Here is a 20,669-nt window from a genome sequence, read left to right as displayed (position 1 = left end):
CGCTTCCGTAGCCGTTGATATGTCCGCCTCTCGACGTGAGAAAGCCCGACAGTTCGATACTAATCCCGGTCACAGCTGATAGCCTGAGTTTGCTGTGAGATTGCGGCTACCCGTGTGCCGCTTCAGTCAGGGCTGCGGGTGCTTGCAGATGAGGGGTAGTGCGTTGCAGTATGTCGCGACTATAGACGGCGAAAAGTCCCAGCGAGTCCCGTCACCGACGGCGGGACGCCGGGCCGAGCCCGTTCGGTGAATCCTGCGGCTATCGACGACCTTGTCGATGACCCCGACTGGATAGCCGACCTTTGAAACGGCCGCCGGGCGGTCGCGATCAACACGGCGCGCGTCTGTGCCTGGCTCTGGGCTCGGGTACAGATACTCTCAGTATCCGATCTAGACGACATGGGTATCCCAAATCGCAGGAAGGATCGAATCGTGGGGAGCCGAATACTCAGATTGACCGCAGCTTTGACGGGAACCCTCATCGTGGTCGGAGGCGGGGCGATCTCCGCACCACACGCATGGACGCAGCCTGCCGCGGACGCCGCCGCTGATTTCTACGTACCACCGGCGTCGCTGCCGCAGGGAGCGGGCACCGTCGTCCGCACCGAACCGGCTCGGCTGGCGCTGTCGATTCCCGGACCGACCGGAGCGATCCCGGCGACGTCGACGCGCATGATGTATGTCAGCAGCGATACCCACGACGCGCCGACCGCGGCGGTGGGAACATATCTGGAACCGGCTCAGCCGTGGACAGGACCGGGAGAGCGCCCGCTGATCGCGTACGCGGTCGGCACGAAGGGGCAAGGCGATCAGTGCGCGCCCTCGAAACTGCTTTCACAGTTCGTCCAGTACCAGCCTCCGCTCGACCTGATGGTCGAATACGACGTGCTGGCGCTCTATACGCTGCTGGCCCGCGGCATGGCGGTAGTGGTGACCGACTACCAGGGCCTCGGCACGCCCGCGATTCACGACTATCTCAACCGGAAATCGCAAGCCCACGCGGTACTGGACTCCGCGCGTGCCGCGCTGCGGTTGCCCGGCACCAGCCTCAGTCCCAACGCGCCGGTCATTCTCTACGGGTACTCACAAGGCGGCATGGCCTCGGCCGGCGCGGCCGAACTGCAACCGAGCTACGCCCCCGATCTGAACGTGCGCGGCGCCTACGTCGGCGGGCCAGTGGTGGACGACGAGTACTTCATCGGATTCAATGACGGCCGAGCCTCCATCGCACCCGCCTTCGCGTGGATACTCAACGGCATCGCCGCCGACTATCCGGCCACCCGCCCGGTGCTCGACGCTGAACTCAACGACACCGGCAAGGCGATCTTGCGCGAAGCTCAGGACAAATGCGCCGTCCCGATCGGACTGGCGCAGCAACATCAGTTCACGTCCCAATGGACTACCAGCGGACAATCTCTCATCGACGTGATCAATCAGTCGCCGGCGTTGAGAACAGCATTCGACCAGCAGCGGGTCGGCACTCTCACCCCGTCGGCGCCGGTGCTCGTCGCCGCGGCCGTGAACGATGAGGGAGCGCCGTTTACACCCATCCGCGACATGGCCGCCGGTTGGTGCGGTGGTGGCGCGACTGTTCAGCTGGACTCGAACGCCCAGATTCCCACCGTCATTTCCGGATTGGCGCCGACCCATGTACTGGCCTTCTTCCCGGCACTGGCGGCCTCGCAGCAGTGGTTGACCGATCGGCTCGCGGACCAGCCTGCCCCGACCAACTGCACAAACCTGCCCTAGTTGCGGATGTGTGGCAATTCCGACGTTGTCGGTCGGTTATTCGGTAGTAGGCGTCCTGCCTCGCCTGTGTTTACGCATTACTGGTTCGTCGCACGCGAGGTCACGCATGAGTACGATGCCCGGCGCGGTTCGGCCCCCTGCCGAACCGCGCCGTCGGCTGACCTGTCCGAGGACATCGCATAACTCCGCCACGCGAAGGCCGGCAAGCATCGCCCGAACGTTCGCCGGATGAACCGCCCAGCCTTTCCGGCCGCTTCTTGGTCTGTGAATGATGTGTCGGTCAATGTGGACATGCCCTCGGCGCACCAGGAGTTCTCCGCATACGGGCTATCGCACTGGATAGCCCTTGCTGTCTTCGCGGCGGGAGCGGTGCTCGTCGTCCGGATCGGTCGCAAGCACCGGAGTGCTTCTGCCGCACGCTGTTTCAGCCGATCCTTCGGATCAGCGACCCTTGTGCTGTACTCGACGATCTACGCGTCCGCCCTGATCCCACCGACTATCGGTCGCTCGGTTCCCCTGCGTCTGACCGATCTCGCGAGCCTGGTCGCCGCGTATGCGCTGTGGTCGCACCGGCGCTGGGCGTATGCACTGACCTACTACTGGTGTCTCACCTTGAGCACCCAAGCGCTCGTTTCACCGGTCTTGCAGAGTCCAGACTTTCCAGACCACGAGTTCTTGGCCTTCTGGGCGATTCACCTGATCGTGGTCTGGGCCGCGATCTACCTCACGTGGGGCATCGGCATGCGCCCGGACTGGCGCAGCTATCGGACTGCCGTAGTGGCCACCGTAGCCTGGGCAGTGGTGACCTTCGCATTCAACACCCTCGCCGACACCAACTACGGGTTCGTCAACGCGAAACCCGAAACTCCGTCACTGCTCGATGCGCTCGGCCCTTGGCCCTGGTATCTGGGCACGGTGGCCATCCTCTTGCTAGCCGTGTGGGCACTGATGACCTGGCCGTGGGTCAGAGCGGCCAGATCCTCTCCCCACCGCGGAAGCTGATCCACGGCCCGATCGCCATGGCTTCGCCGCTGCGGCCACGGCTCATCGCACTGCCTGTTCTCATTGCGAGCGGTAGTCTGCGACAACCCAGTTGCCGCCGTCGCGATGCACGTTCACGGTCAGCAGGGCGGCGGCGCTGACCGGTTCGGGGTGCTGCACGTTCTGCGTCTGCTGCGTGGCGAAGACGGTGACGGTGTAGTCGTCGCCGTCGACCGTGCCGACAGCAGTGCCGACCACGTCGCCATGTGCGACGACCTGGGCCTCGGTCATGATTTTGCTCAAGGTGTCGTGGACGGTGTCGTAGCGGTTGGACAGGCGGTCGGTGGTTCCGTGCCGCACGCTGTCGAAGAAGGCGTCGAGGTTGCGGAAGTCGTAGGTCAGCGACCGTTTCGCGTAGTCCGCGGCGACCGCTGCGGCTTTGTCGCGATCGGCGGTGTCGCGCCGCAGGGCGTCGAGGTCCTGTTCGGTGGTGTACCAGCGCCACCCGAGAAAACCGGCGAGCGCGGTGAGGGCGACCACCGCAGCGACCAGTGCTCGCGGAACCACCGAGGAAACCCGATGATTCGCCTGTTCGGTGCGTGCCGCTGCGGAGGATTCCTCGTCTGTTGTCGTTGCCGCTTCGTCGGTCATTTCTACCTCGATTACTTCGGTGGGATGACAGTCACCCTGGCGGGTCCGCCCTCGGGGAACATGGTGGACAGGATGTCGACGATCGAGCCTGCGTCGAGGCGCAGTGGCCGCAGCCGAGCGGTGGCGGGCCGGACGATGCCGGCGATCAACGCCAGTTCCGGAGCCAGCTGTGCGACGTATTCGTCGATCTTGTGCATCATCGGTGTGAGCGTGTCGTCCCAGACGTTCGCACCGACGTGGGAGTAGTCCTGAAAGGCGCGGATCAGGTGCACCACTTCGGGATCGGCGCGATCGATCACCGGGGCGACGGCGGTGAAGGTGCTGCCGTGGCCGTCGAAGTTGTCGGCGAGGGTCTGCAGATTGAGCCAGAGCCGGTGGATCTGATCCTGTTTGTCCCGCAAGGTGTTCGCCAACAGGGTGGCGGACTGCGCGAGGTCGGCGATGTCGGTGTGACGTCCTGCGGTGGCATCGTCGAGGGTCGTCAGCAGGCTGTCGACGACGGCGGGGTCCACTTGGGCGAGCAGAGTGTCCAGGCGTGCCATCATCTCGCCGGCGGTGATCGGGATCTCGACCTGACCCGCCGGTATCACGGCGCCGTCGGTTAGGTAGGGACCGTCCGCGGTGCGCGGACGGAATTCCAGGTACTGCTCGCCCGCGGCGGACAGATTCGCGACCCGGACCGGACTGGTGACCGGAATCCGATATTTCGCATCGAATTCGACGGCGACGGTCACGCCGTCCTTGGTGGTGGTGATGTCGCGGACGCGGCCGATCGCCATGCCGCGCAAATCCACGGAGGAGGTATTCATCAGCCCACCCGAGGTCGGCATCCGCACCGTGATGGTTGTGGTGTCTCGCGCCGGATTGATGTCGAGGACGCCGGCGGCGAGATACAGGGCACCGGCGAGAGTGGTGGCCAGGAGACCGGTCAGGGAAGCGGTTGTGCGCGGGCTCATGGCACCATTCCGATCGATCGGAGCACGGTAACCAGTGCGTCGGCCTGCTGTTCGGCGGACGCCGGCGTCGCGACGCCGTGGATCCGGATATTCGGTGGCGCACTGAAATACGGGATCAGGGTGTCGCGCAGTAGACGAGTGAACTTGTCGACGTTCATCGGGATGGTGGTGTCCGCGTCGGCGACGGTCAACAGCAGCGGGCGCATGGCACGGTAGATATCGAGAGTGTCGCCGTAGATCGGCCACACCAGATCACCGGCGGGCTGCAGGAGATGGCCGAGTGCCACCGCGAGGTCGACGATCCCGAAGAGGACATCGCTGAGACCGGCAGCGCGGGCGGGCCCGAGGACGAGAGCGCGGTCGACGGCGGATTTCTTGACCGCCAGGTCGTCGGTGATACCGGCGGCCGCGTCGAGGATGCGGTCGAGATCCGCTGTGCCGGTGGACAGGTCGTGGACGTCCGCACGGATCTCCGCTGCCAGACGCTGGTACTCGCGGTCGTCGGGGAACGCGGCGTTGACTCGGCTGATAGCGGCGGCCAGGTCGTCGAAGCGGCCGTTGGCCAGTACGTTCGACATGCCCCGCAACAGGTTCTCGACGCTGTCCGGGGGTCGGGTCTGCGCCAGCGGTATGACGTCGCCCGATGTCAGGTGCGGACCTGCGCCGCCGACCGGCGGCCGAAGCGCTATGTAGGACTCGCCGAGCAGGGTAGTCTGCCGAATCTCGGCGGTGGTCGACTTCGGCAGCCGCACTGTCGATGTCAGATCGACAGTCGCGACGGCGACCCGGTCGGCCAGATCGACCCGGTCCACGACGCCGACCTCGGCGCCGTCCGCCATGACCTTCGCCTTCGCGGGCAGACTCAGCACGCTGGCGAACTCGATCCTGATCTCGTAACTCGCGCCCGAGACACCGGCTCCCGGAACCGGCAGGTCGGCCGGGTCGACACCGCATCCCGCGATCAGAGCGACCGCGCCGACGGCACAGAGGGGACGCCATCTCATCGCGGCTCCGTTCCATCTGCGTGCCGGGTTCCATCTGCGTGCAGGCACACTGTGCTCGGCAGCGGGGTATCAGCGGTCGCCGGGCAACCCATCACCGCGGCGGTGGGCGCGTTCGGTAACAGAATGCGCAAGAGGGCATCTACGGCGGGCGGCAGATGCGACAGCAGATCTCGGATGCCGCCCGCGTTGTGCAGCGCGGCATGCACCGCGGGAACGGCGGAGTCCAGCGCCGTGTACACCCGATCGCCGTACTTGTCGACGTTGCGTGCCAGTACCGGAAGCATCTGGTTGGACAGGTCGACCATGGGTGCGAAGTTCGCCGAAAGTCCCTCGACCACTTCCAATCCGTCGTAGAGGTGGTCCAGCAGTAGCTGCATATCGGGCCAGTTCGCGACGAACATGGTGGTGAGCAGGTCGAGGTTGTCGATCAGCCGCCGCATGGTGGCGTCCCGGTCCCTCGGGTCGCCGACCAGCCGCGACAGGTGCGCAAGCAGGTCGTTGGTGGTCGTTCCGGTGTCGCGCAGGGCGCGGTCGAGGCCAGCGAGGGTGTCGCCTGCCCGGGTGTCACCGGGTACGCCGCCGGTAATGTCGGCGGTCAATCGTCCGAGGGCGTCGAAGGATTCGCTGACACCGAGCGGAGTTTTGGTGCGCGACAGTGGAATACAGGTGTCCGCAGCCAGTTCCGGACCGTCGGTGTGGGATCGGATGAGTTCGACCCTGCGGTCGGTGACGATCGACCCCGACATGGTGACCGCGCTGGTATCGGCAGGCAGTGTCACGTCCCGGTCGAGGCGCATCGTCACCCGCATGCGGTCGGCGAGGGGTTCGATGTGGTCGACGATCCCGGCACGGACGCCGAGCACGGTGACGTCGTTGCCCCGGTAGAGACCGTCGGTATCGGTGAACTCCGCGCACACGGTCCTGCCGAAACTTGTCCGGTCGAGGGGTGTGACCGCGGAGGACCCGAGTCCGGCGAGCACGGCGAGCACGGCGATCCCGATCAGCGGATACCAGAGACGTTTCCCGACCCTCATATCAGCAGTCCTTTCCCGCGCGCGGCACACAGAGATCGGGTTCGGATGCTCCGGCTGGTTCGCCCGTTCCGGTCAACGCGGCGATCTTGACGATGAAGTCGTTGATCGCGGCAATGACCGTGTCGAGCCGATCGGGTGCGTCGGCGACCTTGGCCAGCAGTTGCTCGAGGTCGGTGATGGCGGGTTCGAGCGAATCCCCGTACGCCATGATCGGCCGGTGGGTGACTTCGGTGAGCCTGCGAAGCAGCTGGAAGGCGCGGATGACCTCGGTCTTGGCCTGACCGAGCTTCGCGGAGATGATGCCGAGCTCGCGCACGAACCCGGTGAGGATCTCGCGGTCGGTCGCGATAGCCGCGACGTACTCGTCGGAAACTCGTACGGCGCGATCGAGCCGATCGGACTGAGCCGTGATGGTCGTGGTGAGCCCGGTGAGACTGTCCAGGATGCCGCGGGGGGCGTCGGGCTGATTCGCCAGTGCCGCGTCGAGTTCAGCGACGGTCTCGCGCAATGTCGATCCGTCGATACCACCCAACTGCGGGATGCTCTGTTCGAAGACATCGGCCAGCTCGTAGGGAGTCCGGGTGCGCTCACGCGGAATCGGCTTGGCGCCGAGTGGTTGCGCACCGGCCGGCGTGAGCGCCAGGTAGTGGCCACCGACCGGCGTCAGCAGCCGCACCTCGGCGGTCGTGCGATCGCCAACAGGCTGATCGGTGTGGACCGCGAAACCGACCCGGACATGGTCGTCGGCCAGTTCGACGGTACCGACCCGGCCGACGGGGACACCGGCGATCCGCACCTCGTCGCCGGCCTGCAGGCCACCGGAGTCACGGAATTCGGCGACGTGCCCGTACTCGCTGCCGGGGATCAGCCGGACCAGCCCGACGACCGCGATGACGACCGCGGCGATCGCGAGACCCGCCGAACCCCAGCGGAATTCGCGGCGCCCCTCGGAAATATCGGTGCGAATTCGGTGCGTAATGAGTCTCATTTGCACACCACCAGATGTTGATTGCCGAGAATGGCGCTTCCGATGCCGGGGGGTTCGACGGACTGCGTCGAGCAGGTGAAGGCAGGCGAGGGACCATTCGCGGGGTAGTTCGCGTTCAGGCCCCCGAGTAATTCCGGCATCAGGGACAGGATCTCCACAAGTTGGTCGGTGCGCGGCGCAAGTCGCCGCAGCAGCTGGTGCAGTGGTGCATGGGTGTCGTCGAAGAGGGATTCGAGTTCGGCAAGGATCCCGACATCGGGCTCCAGCCCGTAGCCGGCGACCCGCAGCGAGTTCACCAATTCGTCCGCGCGATGGCTGAACACTCCGATGATCCCCGCGACCTGCTTGATGAGCGCGCCGACCTGTTCGGATTTGCCGCCGATCTCCGCCGCGATCTCACCGAGGTTGCGGATCAGCACCACGAGGACCGCATCCCGGTTCTTCGCATACCGCAGCAGGCTGTCGAGATCAGCCAGTACCGGGCCGATTCCGGCGCCGTCACCCTGGAGGACGCGGATCAGGTTCTCCCCCAGGCGGTTCAGCTGCCCGGTATCGAGTGCGCTGAACAAGGGTTTGAACCCGTTGAACAACCGGGACACATCGAAACTGGGCTCGGTGCGTTCACGTGGGATCGTCGCACCTGGCGACAGACGGGTACCAGCGGGCCGGGCATCGAACAGTTCCACATAGCGCTGCCCGAGCAGGGTCTGATACCGCACCGCGGCGTGGGTCGTGTCCAGGATGGGCCGGTCACCACCCACGGTGAACCGCACCCGAGCCGTCGCGTCCGTGGTCAACTCGATCGTGGTGACCCTGCCGACCTGGACCCCCGCCATCCGGACACTGTCCCCGGTGACCAGTCCGGACACGTCGGTGAAGATCGCGTCGTATTCCGTGGCCGCGCCCGTTGCCGGCCCACGCAGGGTGGACAGGATCAGGCTGAGGCAGCCGATCACCAGAACCAGGAAGATCGACAGCTTGATCGCGGGACCGCGTACCGCCGTCATCGAACGGCTCCCGGACCGGTGTCGGTGACGGAGCGGGCGATGTGCGGCATCGTGTCGGCGATGATCTCGAGTTGCATTTGCACCTTTCCGTCCACGACCGGAAACGCGGCGCCGATGCGGTCGAGAAGCTCGGGCAGGCGCTGATAGGCCGGGGCGATCGAGCCATAGGACATGCCGAGCGGCAGGCCGAGATCGAGTACCACAGCAAGGATTTCGGCGAAGTGATCGCGGTTGTCGCCGAACAGCCGAGCGTATCCGGGCAGGAAATCCTGGCTCAGTCCGGCAATCGCCTTGCGGGTCCGTGCGCGGTTGGTTTCGTCGCCGAAGTACTCGCTCTGGTCGAGCAACGCGATCAGCGAGTCAACCAACTCCGGTTCCAGGACCGCGAATCCATCCGACAGGTCACCAGCGATCCGCAGGTAGTGGGCCGTACTCCCACGACGATCCTGCTCCAATGCCCGAGCGATGCCGGTGATCGCCTCGATGGTCGGACCGAACAGTCCCGGGTTCTCGGCCGCGACGTCGAGCAGGTTCCGCAGCCGAGGCGAGTCGAGCACCTCCATGAGCCGTCCGGTGCGCTGCAGCACCCCGGTCGCGGTGGCGCCCATGGCGCCGGTGGCGAGTGGCACGACCGCGTGATCCCGAACCGGCGGACCGTCACCGAGATTCACCAATTCGATCGCGGGGGTGCCGAACACATTCGCGACAGTGAAGCTCGCGGCGACGCGATCGGTCAGCGCCGGAGCCTGATCCCGATCGATGCTGATCTCGACGCGGCGGGTGTCGCCCGCCGTCTGCACGCGGCGTACGGTACCGATCGCGGCTCCGTGGAACTTCACGTCCGCACCGGCCAGCAGACCGTCGACGAGCGAGTCGGCCTCAATCGTCAGCGAGACGTCATCGTGGAATCGGCCCTGCAGGTGAGCGGTGGTCAGCGCGGTCACCAGCAGCCCGATCGCCACCACGGCGAGCCCACGCACCCGCAGCGCCATGGCACTCGGCACGCGCCCACCACTTCGTCCACCTCGCCACATGGCTACCCCGAGATCCTGATTCCCGTGCTCGTGCCCCAGAACACCGCGGTCATCACCATGTCCATGACCACGATGAGAATGAGGCTGGCCCGGATGGCCTGCCCACACGCACGACCCACCCCTTCGGGCCCTCCGGTGGCATGAAAACCCTGATAGCAGTGCACCACGATGACAGCCGCCACCAGAACGATGGCCTTGACCAGCGAATACAGCACGTCCGCCGGCCGAAGGAAAGACTCGAAGTAGTGGAAGTAGGTGCCAGCGGACTGCCCGTGCAGCACGTTCACCACGACCGCGCAGGACAGGTAGACGACGATCAGCGTCGTGAGGTACAGCGGGATGATCGTGGTGGTCCCCGCGATCACGCGCGTGGTCACCACGAACGGGATGGGCCGTACCGCTTGGGCTTCCAAGGCGTCGATCTCCTCAGAGATCCGCATCGCGCCGATCTCGGCGGTCATCCGGCAGCCGGCCTGAGCGGCGAATCCGATCGCCACCATCATCGGCGCCAGCTCCCGCGTATTCGCATATGCGGAGACAAACCCGGTCAGCGGGCCCATACCGACCATATCGAGCGCGTTCAGCCCTTCCATACCGACCGATCCTCCGACCGCGATGCCGAGAAAGACCAGCACCGCGGCGGTGCCGCCGCCGACGACCAGTCCGCCACTGCCCCACACGATGTCGGTGAGCACGACCATCGTCTGCCTGCGGTAGGCACGCAGGGTGTGCGGCACGGCCGCGAGCACCTGCGTCCCGAAACTCAGCTGATGTCCGAGCCGCTCGACTGCCGTGCCGACGAACGATCCGATGCGGCCGGTGGCAAGGTTCAGCGGCGATGCCGTCATCCGAGCACCCGCGAGCCGAACATCGAGAGCAGTTGCGTGATGATCAAGTTCAGGCCGAATGTCGCGACCACGCCGAGCACCACCGCCGCGTTCACCGAGTCGGCAACCCCCTTGGGACCTGCGGTGGCCTCCAGCCCGCGCTGGCAGGCCAGCACCACGACGACGATCCCGAACAGCGCCGACTTCACCAGCGCGGCAACCAGATCCGAGACCGTGACGAAGGACGCGAACGACGAGAGATAACCGCCAGGGGCGCCGTGTTGCAGGCCGACGTTGATCAGATAGCCGGTCGACAGGCCCATGAAGACGATCACCACGCACAGCAGCGGAGCTATCACTGTCATCGCGGCCAGGCGGGGTGCGACGATGCGGCGGACCGGATCGATGCCCATCACCCGCATTGCGTCCATTTCCTCTCTGATGGTTCGCGCACCGAGATCGGCGGCGATCGCCGCGCCTGCGGCCCCGCCGAGCAGAAGCGCCGCGACCAACGGGGCGCCTTGCCGAACGACTCCCACCCCGGCGGCGGCCCCTGCGAGCGAGGTGGCACCGACCTGCTGGGTCAGGTTTCCGACCTGCACGGAGACGATCACCCCGAACGGAATCGACACGAACACCGCAGGGACCGCCGTGACGCTCACGATGAACCAGCTCTGCGCCAACGCTTCCCGCCAGGCGAATCGCCCACGAACCACGTCGGCGGCCAGCCAACCGAGCGCGGACCACGCCAGGATCGAAGCGCGACCGAAGGTGCGTATGGCCGGGGCTACCGCCGCGGCCATACCTCGTTCACGCACTATCGAACCTTATCAATAACGATTACCGATACCAATTGCTACCCGATGGCGAGAAGAGCGCGGGCTTCGAGTCGGCGCAGCTTCCCCGACGACGTTTTCGGGATGCGCCCCACCGGGACAACCACGACCCGGCGCGGACTCACGCCGAGCGCCGCCTCGACGCGGTGCGCGACATCGCGGGAAATACGCGCGCGTCCGCCGGTCTCGGCACTGGCCGCGGATTCCACGATGACCGCGAATCCCTCACCCCTCTCAGTGGTTTCCGCGGGCACGGCGACGGCATTGCCGGCACGGACACCGTCGACCTCGGCAGCGGCGCGTTCGATGTCGACCGGGTAGATGTTGCGTCCCGAGATGATCAGCATGTCCTTCTTGCGTCCACACACCACAAGTTGGCCGTCCTCGGTCAGATAGCCGAGGTCGCCGGTGGCAAGCCATCCGGAATCGTCGACGGCCTCGATGAATCCCGCGTCGGTCCGGTACCGGGTAGCGATGCTGTCACCGCGCAGCTCGAACTCGCCGATCTGCCTGGTGTCGGCGAGGGCGCCGGATTCGGTGCGCACCCGCGCCTCGATGCCAGGCAGCGTTTGCCCGAGGCCGATGTACCGGCGGGTGTCTTCTGCGGTGGAAACCGTTGCCCGGCCGACTGTTTGCATCGCCTCCGGGTCGACGTGATCGACGCTGAATCCGTCGCCCGGTCGGGTGAACGACACCGCGAGGGTCGCCTCGGCCATGCCGTAGGCGGGCACGATCGCCTCGCGTCGCAGCCCGAAGCGGGCACCGGCATCCAGAAATCGTTGCACGACAGCGCCATCGATGGGTTCGGCGCCGTTGAGTACGAACCGTAGCGATGACAGGTCGAAGTCCCCGGCACCGGCGCGGGCCATGGTGCGGGCAAGAAGTCCATAGGCGAAGTTTGGTGCCGCCGACATCGAGCCCCGGTACCTGGTCACCAGTTCGGCCCAGATCAGCGGAGAGGCGAGGAAATCGGATGGCGTGATGGCGACCAGTTCGACGCCGAGAAACATCGGCGCGACCAGGAACCCCATCATGCCCATGTCGTGGAACAGTGGCAGCCAGCTGACCATCACGTCCCGGTCATTGATGAGTGACGCGAACTCCATGGCGCGGATATTGGCGTACATATTCGCATAGGTGATGGCCACCGCTTTCGGACTACCGGTCGAGCCCGACGTGAGCTGCAGAAACGCCAGATCGGTATCGTGGGTGTCCACCGGTTCCACGTCGGGACCGGCAAGCAGATCGACGACCGTGACACAGCGGAGGCGCTCCCCGCCGAACTCGGCGACGACCGCACCGAAGGGATCGCCGACCACCAGGACGGCGGCATCGACCACCGCGATAGCACGCCGCGTGTCGGCGACCCAGGCCGCCAGGTCGGTGCGCGGCGTCGGCTGGTGCAGCATCGTCACCGCCGCACCGGCCAGCCAAATGCCCTGCACCAGGGGCGCGATATCGCCCGGAGCACCGGCGAGTACGGCGACTGTGTCTCCGCGGCGCACGCCCGCCTCCCGTAGACCACCGGCGATGCGCCGGGCACGCCGGTGTATCTCGCGCCATTCCGTTCTGGTGAGGTCGGCTGGGTCGCCGCTGAGCAGACCGCGATCGCTTCGGTCGGTGCTGTGCAGCAACGCTGCGAGGAACCTGTTCACAACAATGCAGGCCCTTTGTGATCGAGTGGCATGAGTACCCGTGTCATCCGACCGTGGCGGCGAGCTTGTTCGCGACGAGCCGCTGCAGATCACCGAGTGTGCGGCAGGAGAAGACGTCGTCCCTCGCCAGCGAAACCCCGAGCCGGTCACGGATTTCGACGACACCGGTCGCGAAGGACAGCGAATCGAAACCGAGGTCGGCGACCAGGTCGGCATCAGGGTGCATCTCTTCTGGCGTGACATCCAGATCCTCGATCAGGATCTCGCGCAGCACCTGCTCCAGCGGGTCGGTCATGGGTGTCTTTTCCTTTCGGTCATGGATACCGTGCGGGTTCAGGCGCCGATGCGGCGCAACACGAGTCGTCGCAGCAGGAGCTGCAGCACGACGAAAACACCTGCCGCGACCGCGATCCCGGCTCCGAGCCGGACCGGTTCGAAATCTCCGTACATCAGCGTGGCCGCGGCCGCGACGACGTGGGAGAACGGGTTGAGCTGGATGGCCACCTCCAGCCACCGCGGCAGGAAGTCGGTGGGCATGAGGGCCTGGCTCACGAACAGCACCGGCAACGCCAGCGGCAGCAGCGCGATCGGTGCCTGCGGGTTCAGCGTGCGCACCGCGGCCAGGTAGAACAGCGAGCTGTAGGCCGCCGACCACAGGCACATCAGGACCAACAGTGCGGCCGCCGTGACGATCCCGGCCCGCAATGGCGCGCCGAGTGCCGCAAGCAGCCCGATGACGATTCCGCCGGCAGGCAGGATGCGCGCCGCCTCGAAGCCGATCTTCGCCGGCACGATCTGCGCGGACGAAATACCTTGCAGCCGAAGTCTGTCGACAAAACCGGACTGGATCTCCTCGATCAGCGTGCTCGCACCGAACCCGGAGCCGATCATCGGGATGAGCATGATGATGCCTGGCGCGATGTATGCGGTGTAGGAGGTCAGCGGGAACCCGGGCAGATCGGCCACGCGCTGGAACATCGCCCGCACGAAGACCACCAGGACAACCGGGAACACGATGGGGAAGATGAACCCGAACACCGGCTGGCGCAGGCCGACGACGAGGTAGCGGGCGAACAGCATCAGCGTCGTGACCGGTGGCGCAGGCGGACGGTGGGCCCGCGCCGGAGCAGTAGCGGTTGTCGTGCTCATCGGGTGGCCTCCAAGAAGGCGTCTCGCAGCGAAGTGGTCTCGACGCGAACCTCCGCCGCGCCCAGGTCGTTTCGGCTGAGCGCCTCGGTCAACCGGCCGAGGTGGGCGGCATTCGCGGCAGGCAGCTCGATCGTCAGCACTCGGGCACCGCCGGCCGAATCGGCGACGGTGAAACCGGCGGCCTGTAGCTCGCCGGTGACGTTCGGTGCTATCGCGCTGTCCGCCGTGACGACGGCGCGAGCGCCGTGCGCGCGGGTGAGATCATCGGCGGGCCCGGAGGCGACCAAGGTCCCGGCCTTGATGATGCCGACCTGGTCCGCGAGTGCGACGGCCTCCTCCATGTCATGAGTGGTGAGCACCACGGTCCGTCCCGCACTGCGCAGCTGTGCGATCACCCGCCACACTTCTTCCTTGCCTTCGATATCCAGGCCGCTCGACGGTTCATCGAGGAAGAGCAACAACGGGTCGTGCGAGACGGCGAGCGCCACATCGACCCGGCGGCGCATACCTCCCGACAGCGACCCGATCCGCCGATTCTGGAAATCACCGAGGCCGAATTGCTCCACCAATGCCGCGACCCGGGGGCGACGCTCGGCTCGTGGCCAGCCGGCCATGGCGAGCCCGAGGTCCAGCTGCTCCCGCGCATTCAGCCAGGGATCCAGCGCCACCTCCTGTAAGGCGACCCCGATCAGCGGTCGCAGAGTGCGCACCTCGTGCAATGGGATCCCGAGCACCTCGGCGGTGCCCGACGACGGCGATAGCAGGGTGGTGAGCATCCGGATGGTCGTGGTCTTGCCCGCGCCGTTGCGACCGAGCAGGCAGTAGACGACGCCTGGCGGTATGGACAGGTCGAGCCGGTCGACGGCATCGACCGCCGCACCCGGATAGGTTTTCGTCAATCCGGTGGTTGTGATGGCTGCGGCGCCGACGACAGTCGGTACCGTTCGAGTCGCCGTCATCGGGCCCCCTGATTCTGGCCGACCGTGCGGACGATGTTCTGCTGGAAGCGCACGCCGCCGGCCTCGAGTGTGGTCTCGAGTTCCGTGCGCGCCGCGATCCCGATCCCGTCGACCGTGTCGGCGGTCTGCCGCAGGGTGCCGGACACGGGGCCGTCGAAGGCGATGTCGGTCCGGATCGTGTGCAGTTGCACCGTCTTTCCGTTCCACTGCCCATCCCGGCTGCCGGTCACGGTGCTGGTGCCGGTGAGAGTTGTGCCGCCGGAGCAGTGGCCCGTTACGGGCTGTTGGCCCGCGGTGGGATCGAGTCTCAGCCCGCCGAGGATGGTGCATTGCAGTGTGATGCGCGTGTCGAGCGGGTTTGTCACCGCAAGTCCGGTCACGTATCGGCCGGTGCTGGTTGCGGATACCGTCATCACCTCGTATGGGAACTGCTCCTGGGGCCCGAAATGGCTGAGCACGGTTTCTCCCGGGATGGCACCTGGGCCGATGGTCACCACGCCCGGGCCTGCGACGTCGGTGGTCACGTCGAGATAGGCCACCGAACCGGAAAGCTCTTCCGCGAAGACCCCGGATCCGGTCGCGGCAGTGATCGGTGTGCCCTCCGGCGCCGTGCCGCGTTCGAGCATCGCGAACCGTTCGGTCGCGGGCTTGCCTGCGTCGGCGTTGACCGCGCCACACGCTGAGACCGCGACCACCATCGGCACCATGGCGCCGAGCATCGCCCGGGTCCGGCGACGCCGTATCGTCACGACTGCCCGCTCGCGGTCGGCTGCGTGGCCGATTGTCCGCCGAGATGTGCCTGCAACCGGCGGTGCCGGTGCCGGAACAGGAAGGCGAGCGTGGCCCGCAGAACGCGGCCCCAGCCCGGGATCAGGCCCATCGGGGCACGGGGCACGAACGAGACGGCGTCGGTCACTTCGGTGCGGTCGCCGACTGGGCGCAGGGTTCGTTCGTGCACCCACACGCTCATCGACATCATGGTCGACTGCTCACGGAAACGGGTCCCCGCGTCGATCTCGGCGACGGTGATGTTGTCGAAGTCGATCGGGATCAGCCCGAACAGCAGAAAGAAGCTGCGCCCCAGGTTGGTTCCCGGATCGATGTCAGCGATGGTCCTGCCGCGAAACGGCTGCGGAACCGTCATCTTCAGATAGGGCCGCAACTCGGCATTGATGCCCTCCGGCGAGGTGACCGCGGCCCACACCCGCTCGATCGGCGCGTCCACCGTGCTGACCATGTCGATATGGCGGGTCTTCCGTGCGAATTTCATTGTGTCACTTTCGTTTTCGATGAGACGACGCTGGCATCGATGGCGTGCAGGTCGATCACGGCGGGAATGCTGTCGGCACCGACATAGTCGGGCAGCAACTGGCCGATCCGGCTGATCGCCGCGCCGAACAGCAGCCGGTACCACTCGAACAACGGGACGACGAGCGCCACCGTCACATAGCGGACGCCCTCCTCGGCAAGGCAGGTGGCGAACCGGGCCCACACCTGGTCGATGACACCGGCGCGCCGGTGGGTACGCCGTACCGCCTGGGTGGCCAGTTCGGCGACGGTATCGGGTCGGATCTGCTCGAAACGTCGCGACCACTCGGGATACAGCAGATCCTGATGTCCTCCGGCCGGATGGGGAAAGGCTCGGGTGTCACTGATCGTGCTGAAGCTGTCCAAACCCAGCCGGGAATCCCAGCGCAGGGCGCGCAGCACCGCAACGGGGTCACCGGCGGATTCCACGCCGAAGCCGACATAGAACTCCGAGGATTGTTCCCAGCGCCGATACTGCAGCATCTCCCCCGCCTCGTCATCGGCAGCGGCGGTATAGGCATTTTCGCGGCCGAATACCTCGTACTCCCATCGCTTCGCCTCGGCGAACCCGGAATCGGTATACCGGATCCGATCGATGCGCAACCGCGGTTCAGGCACGGGCAACCACCTCTTCACACATCCGGTCGGCGAGCAGTTGCCCGCATTCGGCGATGTCGATGACCAGGTCGCGGGCGATGTCCACCGTGCACACCGGGTTGACGAAGGTGAGCTTGACGGCGATCTCCCCGTCGACTCGGGTGCGACCGACCAGAGCCTGTCCTGACGTGGCCATCTCGTGGCGGATCGCGTCGTTGACCTGGTCTAGCTGACCGGATGTCAGGCTCGGATCTGTCCAGCGCAATACCACCGTGTTGGTTCCGCCCGCACCGATCACCTCGAGGCGGTCCTGCGTCGCTGCCGTCGTGTGCGCCGCCGCGGCCGCCGCCACCGTGCTGTCGATCATGTCCGCCACGGTCGTAGCACCCAAGGCGCGCAGTGTGACAAGGATCTTCAGCGCATCGAAACGGCGCGTGGTCTGCAGCGATTTCCCGACGAGATTGCGGGTTTCGTCCGGGTCGTCGTCGGACGGGTTCAGGTAGTCGGCGTGACTGGACATGACATTCAGCGCCTCCCGGTTCCGCACGAACAGTGCACCGCAGCTGATCGCCTGAAACAGCAGCTTGTGGAAATCGATCGCCACCGAGTCGGCGCCACCGATGCCGTCGACAAGATGGCGGTGCTGGTCGCTGAGCAGCAGGCAGCCCGCGGCACACGCGTCCACGTGCACCCAGATACCGCGGTCATGGGCGATCTCGCACACCCGCGTGAGCGGATCGATCACACCGAAATCGGTGGTGCCCGCGTTCGCGACGACCGCGATGACCTGCTGGCCTGCGTGCTCGCAGCCCTCGATGGCCGCGGTCAGTGCACGCGGATCGAGTCTGCCTGCGCTGTCGGTATCGACGGGGATGATCGAACAGGCGCCGAGACCGAGCAGGCTTGCGGCCTGCGTCACTGTGAAATGTGTTTGCGCCGTGCACAACACACGCCATGTGGTGGCGCTGCCGGGAAGCCCGCGCTCGCCGATGTCCCAGCGGAGTCGCTCGCGAGCGTAGTTGTCCCTGGCCAGCAGCAGACCTTGAAGATTCGACTGGGTGCCACCGCTGGTGAACACACCGTCGCCACCGACGCCGTAGCCGAGCACCCCGCACATCCACTCGATGATGTGCTCCTCGACGGCGCTGGCGGCGGGGCCTTGGTCGAAGGAATCCATCGACTGGTTGAGAGCACTGAGCATCACCTCGGCGGCCAGTGACGAGATGGCCGGTGGACAGTGCAGATGCGCGACATACCGGGGATTCGACACCGCCGTCGACAGCGGCACCACGTGCTGGGCGATCTCATCGAGCACGGCCACCAGCCCGACACCATCAGGTGGGGCCACTGGCAGGCTCCGGATCCGTTGCCGCAGCGCACCGGAGCCGGTCACCACGCCCGGCGCGGGCGAGTCGCGGAAGGCGCCTGCGATGTGCCCGGCGGCCGCGGAGACGGCGTCCAGGTAGTGGTCGACGCCTGTCGCGGTGAGGAATTCGGTGTCGAACGGCGATGTGGGGCGGGGGTCGATCATGCGGTCTCCGTCGGCAGCAGTCGGTCCGAGTCGCGCATGAGCGAGACTCGGTGCACGACGTCGTCGAAGATCTCCAGCACAGTGGCGATCTCGGCGGCATCGATGATCAGCGGTGGCAAGAACCGGACCACATTGCCGTAGCGCCCGCCGGTCTCGACTATCAGCCCGGCCCGAAGGCACTCCTGCTGGATACGCGCGGCCGATCGGGCGCTCGGCGGTGCGACACCGCGATGGTCCGTCGGCGCGTCGGGATCGATGATCTCCACCCCGGCCATCAGACCGGCCGTGCGCACCTCTCCGATCAGGTCCGACCGCTGCTCGATCGCGCGCAGTCCGGAGCCGAGCAGTTCCCCCATCGCGCTGACGTGGGCGGCCAGTCCGGAGGTCGCCGCGTAGCGCAGCACGGCACTGGCGGCCGCGAACGCCATGGCGTTCCCGCGGAATGTTCCGGTGAAGGTGCCCGGATCCCAGACATCGAACTGCCGGCGGATGACCAGGACCGCGATGGGGATTCCGGAACCGAGGCCCTTGGACATGGCGATCATGTCGGGTTCGATATCGCTGTGTTCGAAGGCCCAGGCGCGCCCGGTCCGATAGACACCGGCCTGGATCTCGTCGGCGATCAACGGCACCCCGGCACGGGTGGCCGCGTGTCGCAGTGCTCGCGCCCACGGCCGCGGCGCAGGGACCACCCCACCCTCACCGAGCACGAACTCCGCCAGTACCGAGGCCGGAGCGACCAGGCCGCTGTGCGGGTTGTCGAAGGTGTCCGCGACAGCGTCGACGGCGCGCTGCACACCCGCCTCGCCGCCGACCCCGAACGGGCACCGATAGTCCTGGGGATACGGCAGGAATCGCACCGCGGGCGATAGTGCGACCTGCCGGGTGCGCAGTCCGCCACCGGAACTCACCGACCGCGCCGCCCGGCTGCAGCCATGAAAACCACCCTGCACCGCGACATGCTCGCTACCGCCCGTCGCGATCTCGGCGACCGTCAACGCGGCCTCGATCGCGTTGGCGCCACTGGGCGAGCACAGGTGCACGACGCAGTCGTCGGCCAGGCCTCTGGGCAGCGTGGCGAGCAGGTCCTCGACGAACGCGTCCCGGGTCGGCGTGTGAAAGTCCAGTGACAGCAACGGTTCGCCGGAATCCAGCGTGTTCCGCACGGCCTCGGTCACGACCGGATGATTCCAGCCCAGCGACATGGCGCCCGCCCCGGCGAGACAGTCGAGATACCACCGGCCGTCGATATCGCGCACCCGGACACCATGCGCCTGCACAGGCGTGATCGGCAGACGCCGGGAATAGGTGGCTGCGCGGGACTCGTGACAGCGGGTGATCGGCGCTCGCGTCTTCGTCACCGCGCACCTCCGTTCAAGTGCAGTTGGGGCCGGGAAAGTAGCCGCCGTAAGGTCGACCACCACGATCGGTCGGCGGTGTGCCAGTAGCCGCCGCCCGCGGGGATAGCCGCCGCCAACCGGCGGCGCGCCTCGGGCAGCGCGTGATACGGCAGCCATGGGAAGAAGTGGTGGACGGCGTGATACCGCAGCCCCACCGGCGCCCAGAGCTCGGCCAGCAGCGGGTGCGACGTATGGTCGACGGAATCGAGGATCTGATCCGGGAACGACATCGGCCGGCTACCGCTCTCATAACGGTGCGACACCAGCACCCGCCACCAGTTCACGAACAACAACACCGTGATCACCGCGTACGCCTCGGCGAAACGAACGACGGGAATCACCCCGGTGAGCAGCAGACCCGCGATCAATACGCCATAGACGAAGCAGGCAGCCTCCTGGACAATCCACCGGCGCGGAACCGGACCATCGGGCAGCTTCCGCACGAACTCCGCGTCGATGGCCAGTGCCGAGGCCCGAGTCAGCACGAACTCACGCAGCGGCCGGATCAGCCAGCTCAACGGAGCGAGGACGACGAATCGGATGATGAAGACCGGTAGCCCGAGAAACGCGGTGAACGGGGTGAGCAGTACGCGCCAGCGAGGTTGGTCGGCGTAATCGACATACTCGCCGTCCGATTCGGTGCCGTAGGTGCGCGACGCGTGGTGTTCCTGATGGAACTCGTAGATGAACTTCGGCGACAGCAGCGGAATCCCGACCAGCACATGCCAGACGAGCGAGAACGACCGCAGCTGCTCGGCGGCGTGCACGAGTTCGTGCACGAACAGCACCGCACGATAGAACGCCAACGCCGAAACGACCACGCAGACGGCCGCGGTCGGCGACCACGGATTCCGCGCCGGAAACAGCACGAACGCCGTGGCTCCGATGGCGACCGAGAGCAGCAGATCGGCCCAGTAGACCCAGTGTCTCGGCCTTTTGAGGTCGCCCATCATGCGGCGCGCCTCGGACATCGAAATACCCAGTGCCGCTTCCGATCCTGCGG

At 66.4% G+C, this 20,669-nt stretch carries 21 protein-coding genes; 2 read left to right on the top strand and 19 right to left on the bottom strand.

Going from position 1 to position 20,669, the window contains the following annotated elements; genetic code table 11:
* Positions 1 to 432: 432 nt before the first annotated feature.
* Together OHB12_RS31305 and OHB12_RS31300 are read left to right on the top strand one after the other, a co-directional pair.
* Positions 433 to 1,749, top strand: a complete 1,317-nt coding sequence (locus OHB12_RS31305) for a lipase family protein (RefSeq protein WP_327113370.1) — start codon at positions 433 to 435, stop codon at positions 1,747 to 1,749.
* 291 nt (positions 1,750 to 2,040) lie between these two features.
* A complete protein-coding gene (locus OHB12_RS31300; protein WP_327121651.1) occupies positions 2,041 to 2,751 on the top strand; it encodes a YwaF family protein in 711 nt (236 codons plus the stop codon).
* Between the two features lie 60 nt (positions 2,752 to 2,811).
* On the opposite strand, the gene OHB12_RS31295 is transcribed toward OHB12_RS31300, so the two are convergent.
* From OHB12_RS31295 to OHB12_RS31205, 19 genes are all read right to left on the bottom strand, one after another.
* Entirely contained in the window at positions 2,812 to 3,381 is a 570-nt protein-coding gene (locus tag OHB12_RS31295; protein ID WP_327113368.1) for a hypothetical protein, read from the bottom strand.
* A gap of 11 nt (positions 3,382 to 3,392) precedes the next feature.
* Positions 3,393 to 4,337 carry an MlaD family protein gene (locus tag OHB12_RS31290; protein WP_327113366.1) on the bottom strand — a complete coding sequence of 315 codons (945 nt, stop codon included), beginning with the start codon at positions 4,335 to 4,337 and terminating at the stop codon, positions 3,393 to 3,395.
* Positions 4,334 to 5,341: an MlaD family protein gene (locus tag OHB12_RS31285; protein ID WP_327113364.1), complete on the bottom strand. Its 1,008-nt coding sequence runs from the start codon at positions 5,339 to 5,341 to the stop codon at positions 4,334 to 4,336. The genes OHB12_RS31290 and OHB12_RS31285 overlap by 4 nt, the downstream gene beginning before the upstream one ends.
* Positions 5,338 to 6,375 (bottom strand): MlaD family protein, encoded by a 1,038-nt coding sequence (locus tag OHB12_RS31280; RefSeq protein ID WP_327113362.1) that lies wholly within the window; start codon positions 6,373 to 6,375, stop codon positions 5,338 to 5,340. Before OHB12_RS31280 ends, OHB12_RS31285 begins: the two co-directional genes overlap by 4 nt.
* 1 nt (position 6,376) lies before the next feature.
* A complete protein-coding gene (locus OHB12_RS31275) occupies positions 6,377 to 7,363 on the bottom strand; it encodes an MCE family protein (protein WP_327113360.1) in 987 nt (328 codons plus the stop codon).
* Positions 7,360 to 8,370 (bottom strand): MCE family protein, encoded by a 1,011-nt coding sequence (locus OHB12_RS31270; RefSeq protein ID WP_327113358.1) that lies wholly within the window; start codon positions 8,368 to 8,370, stop codon positions 7,360 to 7,362. The genes OHB12_RS31275 and OHB12_RS31270 overlap by 4 nt, the downstream gene beginning before the upstream one ends.
* Complete coding sequence (locus OHB12_RS31265) at positions 8,367 to 9,374, bottom strand: MlaD family protein (protein WP_327113356.1); 1,008 nt, start codon at positions 9,372 to 9,374, stop codon at positions 8,367 to 8,369. The genes OHB12_RS31270 and OHB12_RS31265 overlap by 4 nt, the downstream gene beginning before the upstream one ends.
* Positions 9,375 to 9,406: 32 nt before the next feature.
* A complete protein-coding gene (locus OHB12_RS31260) occupies positions 9,407 to 10,252 on the bottom strand; it encodes an ABC transporter permease (RefSeq protein ID WP_327113354.1) in 846 nt (281 codons plus the stop codon).
* The gene (locus OHB12_RS31255; RefSeq protein ID WP_327121649.1) at positions 10,249 to 11,034 is read right to left on the bottom strand and encodes an MlaE family ABC transporter permease; all 786 of its coding nucleotides are present in this window, start codon (positions 11,032 to 11,034) and stop codon (positions 10,249 to 10,251) included. The genes OHB12_RS31260 and OHB12_RS31255 overlap by 4 nt, the downstream gene beginning before the upstream one ends.
* 53 nt (positions 11,035 to 11,087) lie before the next feature.
* Positions 11,088 to 12,722 (bottom strand): fatty acyl-AMP ligase, encoded by a 1,635-nt coding sequence (locus OHB12_RS31250; protein WP_327113352.1) that lies wholly within the window; start codon positions 12,720 to 12,722, stop codon positions 11,088 to 11,090.
* A 43-nt stretch (positions 12,723 to 12,765) separates the two neighbouring features.
* The gene (locus tag OHB12_RS31245; protein ID WP_327113350.1) at positions 12,766 to 13,017 is read right to left on the bottom strand and encodes a phosphopantetheine-binding protein; all 252 of its coding nucleotides are present in this window, start codon (positions 13,015 to 13,017) and stop codon (positions 12,766 to 12,768) included.
* 38 nt (positions 13,018 to 13,055) lie between these two features.
* Complete coding sequence (locus tag OHB12_RS31240) at positions 13,056 to 13,802, bottom strand: ABC transporter permease (protein ID WP_327121647.1); 747 nt, start codon at positions 13,800 to 13,802, stop codon at positions 13,056 to 13,058.
* 65 nt (positions 13,803 to 13,867) lie between these two features.
* Positions 13,868 to 14,830 carry an ABC transporter ATP-binding protein gene (locus OHB12_RS31235; RefSeq protein ID WP_327113348.1) on the bottom strand — a complete coding sequence of 321 codons (963 nt, stop codon included), beginning with the start codon at positions 14,828 to 14,830 and terminating at the stop codon, positions 13,868 to 13,870.
* Positions 14,827 to 15,579, bottom strand: a complete 753-nt coding sequence (locus OHB12_RS31230) for a hypothetical protein (RefSeq protein WP_327113346.1) — start codon at positions 15,577 to 15,579, stop codon at positions 14,827 to 14,829. Before OHB12_RS31230 ends, OHB12_RS31235 begins: the two co-directional genes overlap by 4 nt.
* Entirely contained in the window at positions 15,576 to 16,100 is a 525-nt protein-coding gene (locus OHB12_RS31225; protein WP_327113344.1) for a hypothetical protein, read from the bottom strand. The genes OHB12_RS31230 and OHB12_RS31225 overlap by 4 nt, the downstream gene beginning before the upstream one ends.
* On the bottom strand, positions 16,097 to 16,756 hold the full coding sequence (locus tag OHB12_RS31220; protein WP_327113342.1) for a hypothetical protein: 660 nt from the start codon (positions 16,754 to 16,756) through the stop codon (positions 16,097 to 16,099). The genes OHB12_RS31225 and OHB12_RS31220 overlap by 4 nt, the downstream gene beginning before the upstream one ends.
* Complete coding sequence (locus OHB12_RS31215; RefSeq protein ID WP_327113340.1) at positions 16,749 to 18,266, bottom strand: pyridoxal phosphate-dependent decarboxylase family protein; 1,518 nt, start codon at positions 18,264 to 18,266, stop codon at positions 16,749 to 16,751. Before OHB12_RS31215 ends, OHB12_RS31220 begins: the two co-directional genes overlap by 8 nt.
* Positions 18,263 to 19,627 (bottom strand): diaminobutyrate--2-oxoglutarate transaminase family protein, encoded by a 1,365-nt coding sequence (locus OHB12_RS31210; RefSeq protein WP_327113338.1) that lies wholly within the window; start codon positions 19,625 to 19,627, stop codon positions 18,263 to 18,265. The genes OHB12_RS31215 and OHB12_RS31210 overlap by 4 nt, the downstream gene beginning before the upstream one ends.
* Entirely contained in the window at positions 19,624 to 20,637 is a 1,014-nt protein-coding gene (locus OHB12_RS31205; protein WP_327121645.1) for a fatty acid desaturase family protein, read from the bottom strand. The genes OHB12_RS31210 and OHB12_RS31205 overlap by 4 nt, the downstream gene beginning before the upstream one ends.
* Positions 20,638 to 20,669 lie beyond the last annotated feature (32 nt).

This window comes from Nocardia sp. NBC_01730, assembly GCF_035920445.1.
Lineage (GTDB): Bacteria > Actinomycetota > Actinomycetes > Mycobacteriales > Mycobacteriaceae > Nocardia.
This window is presented reverse-complemented; position numbering and strand designations above follow the sequence as displayed.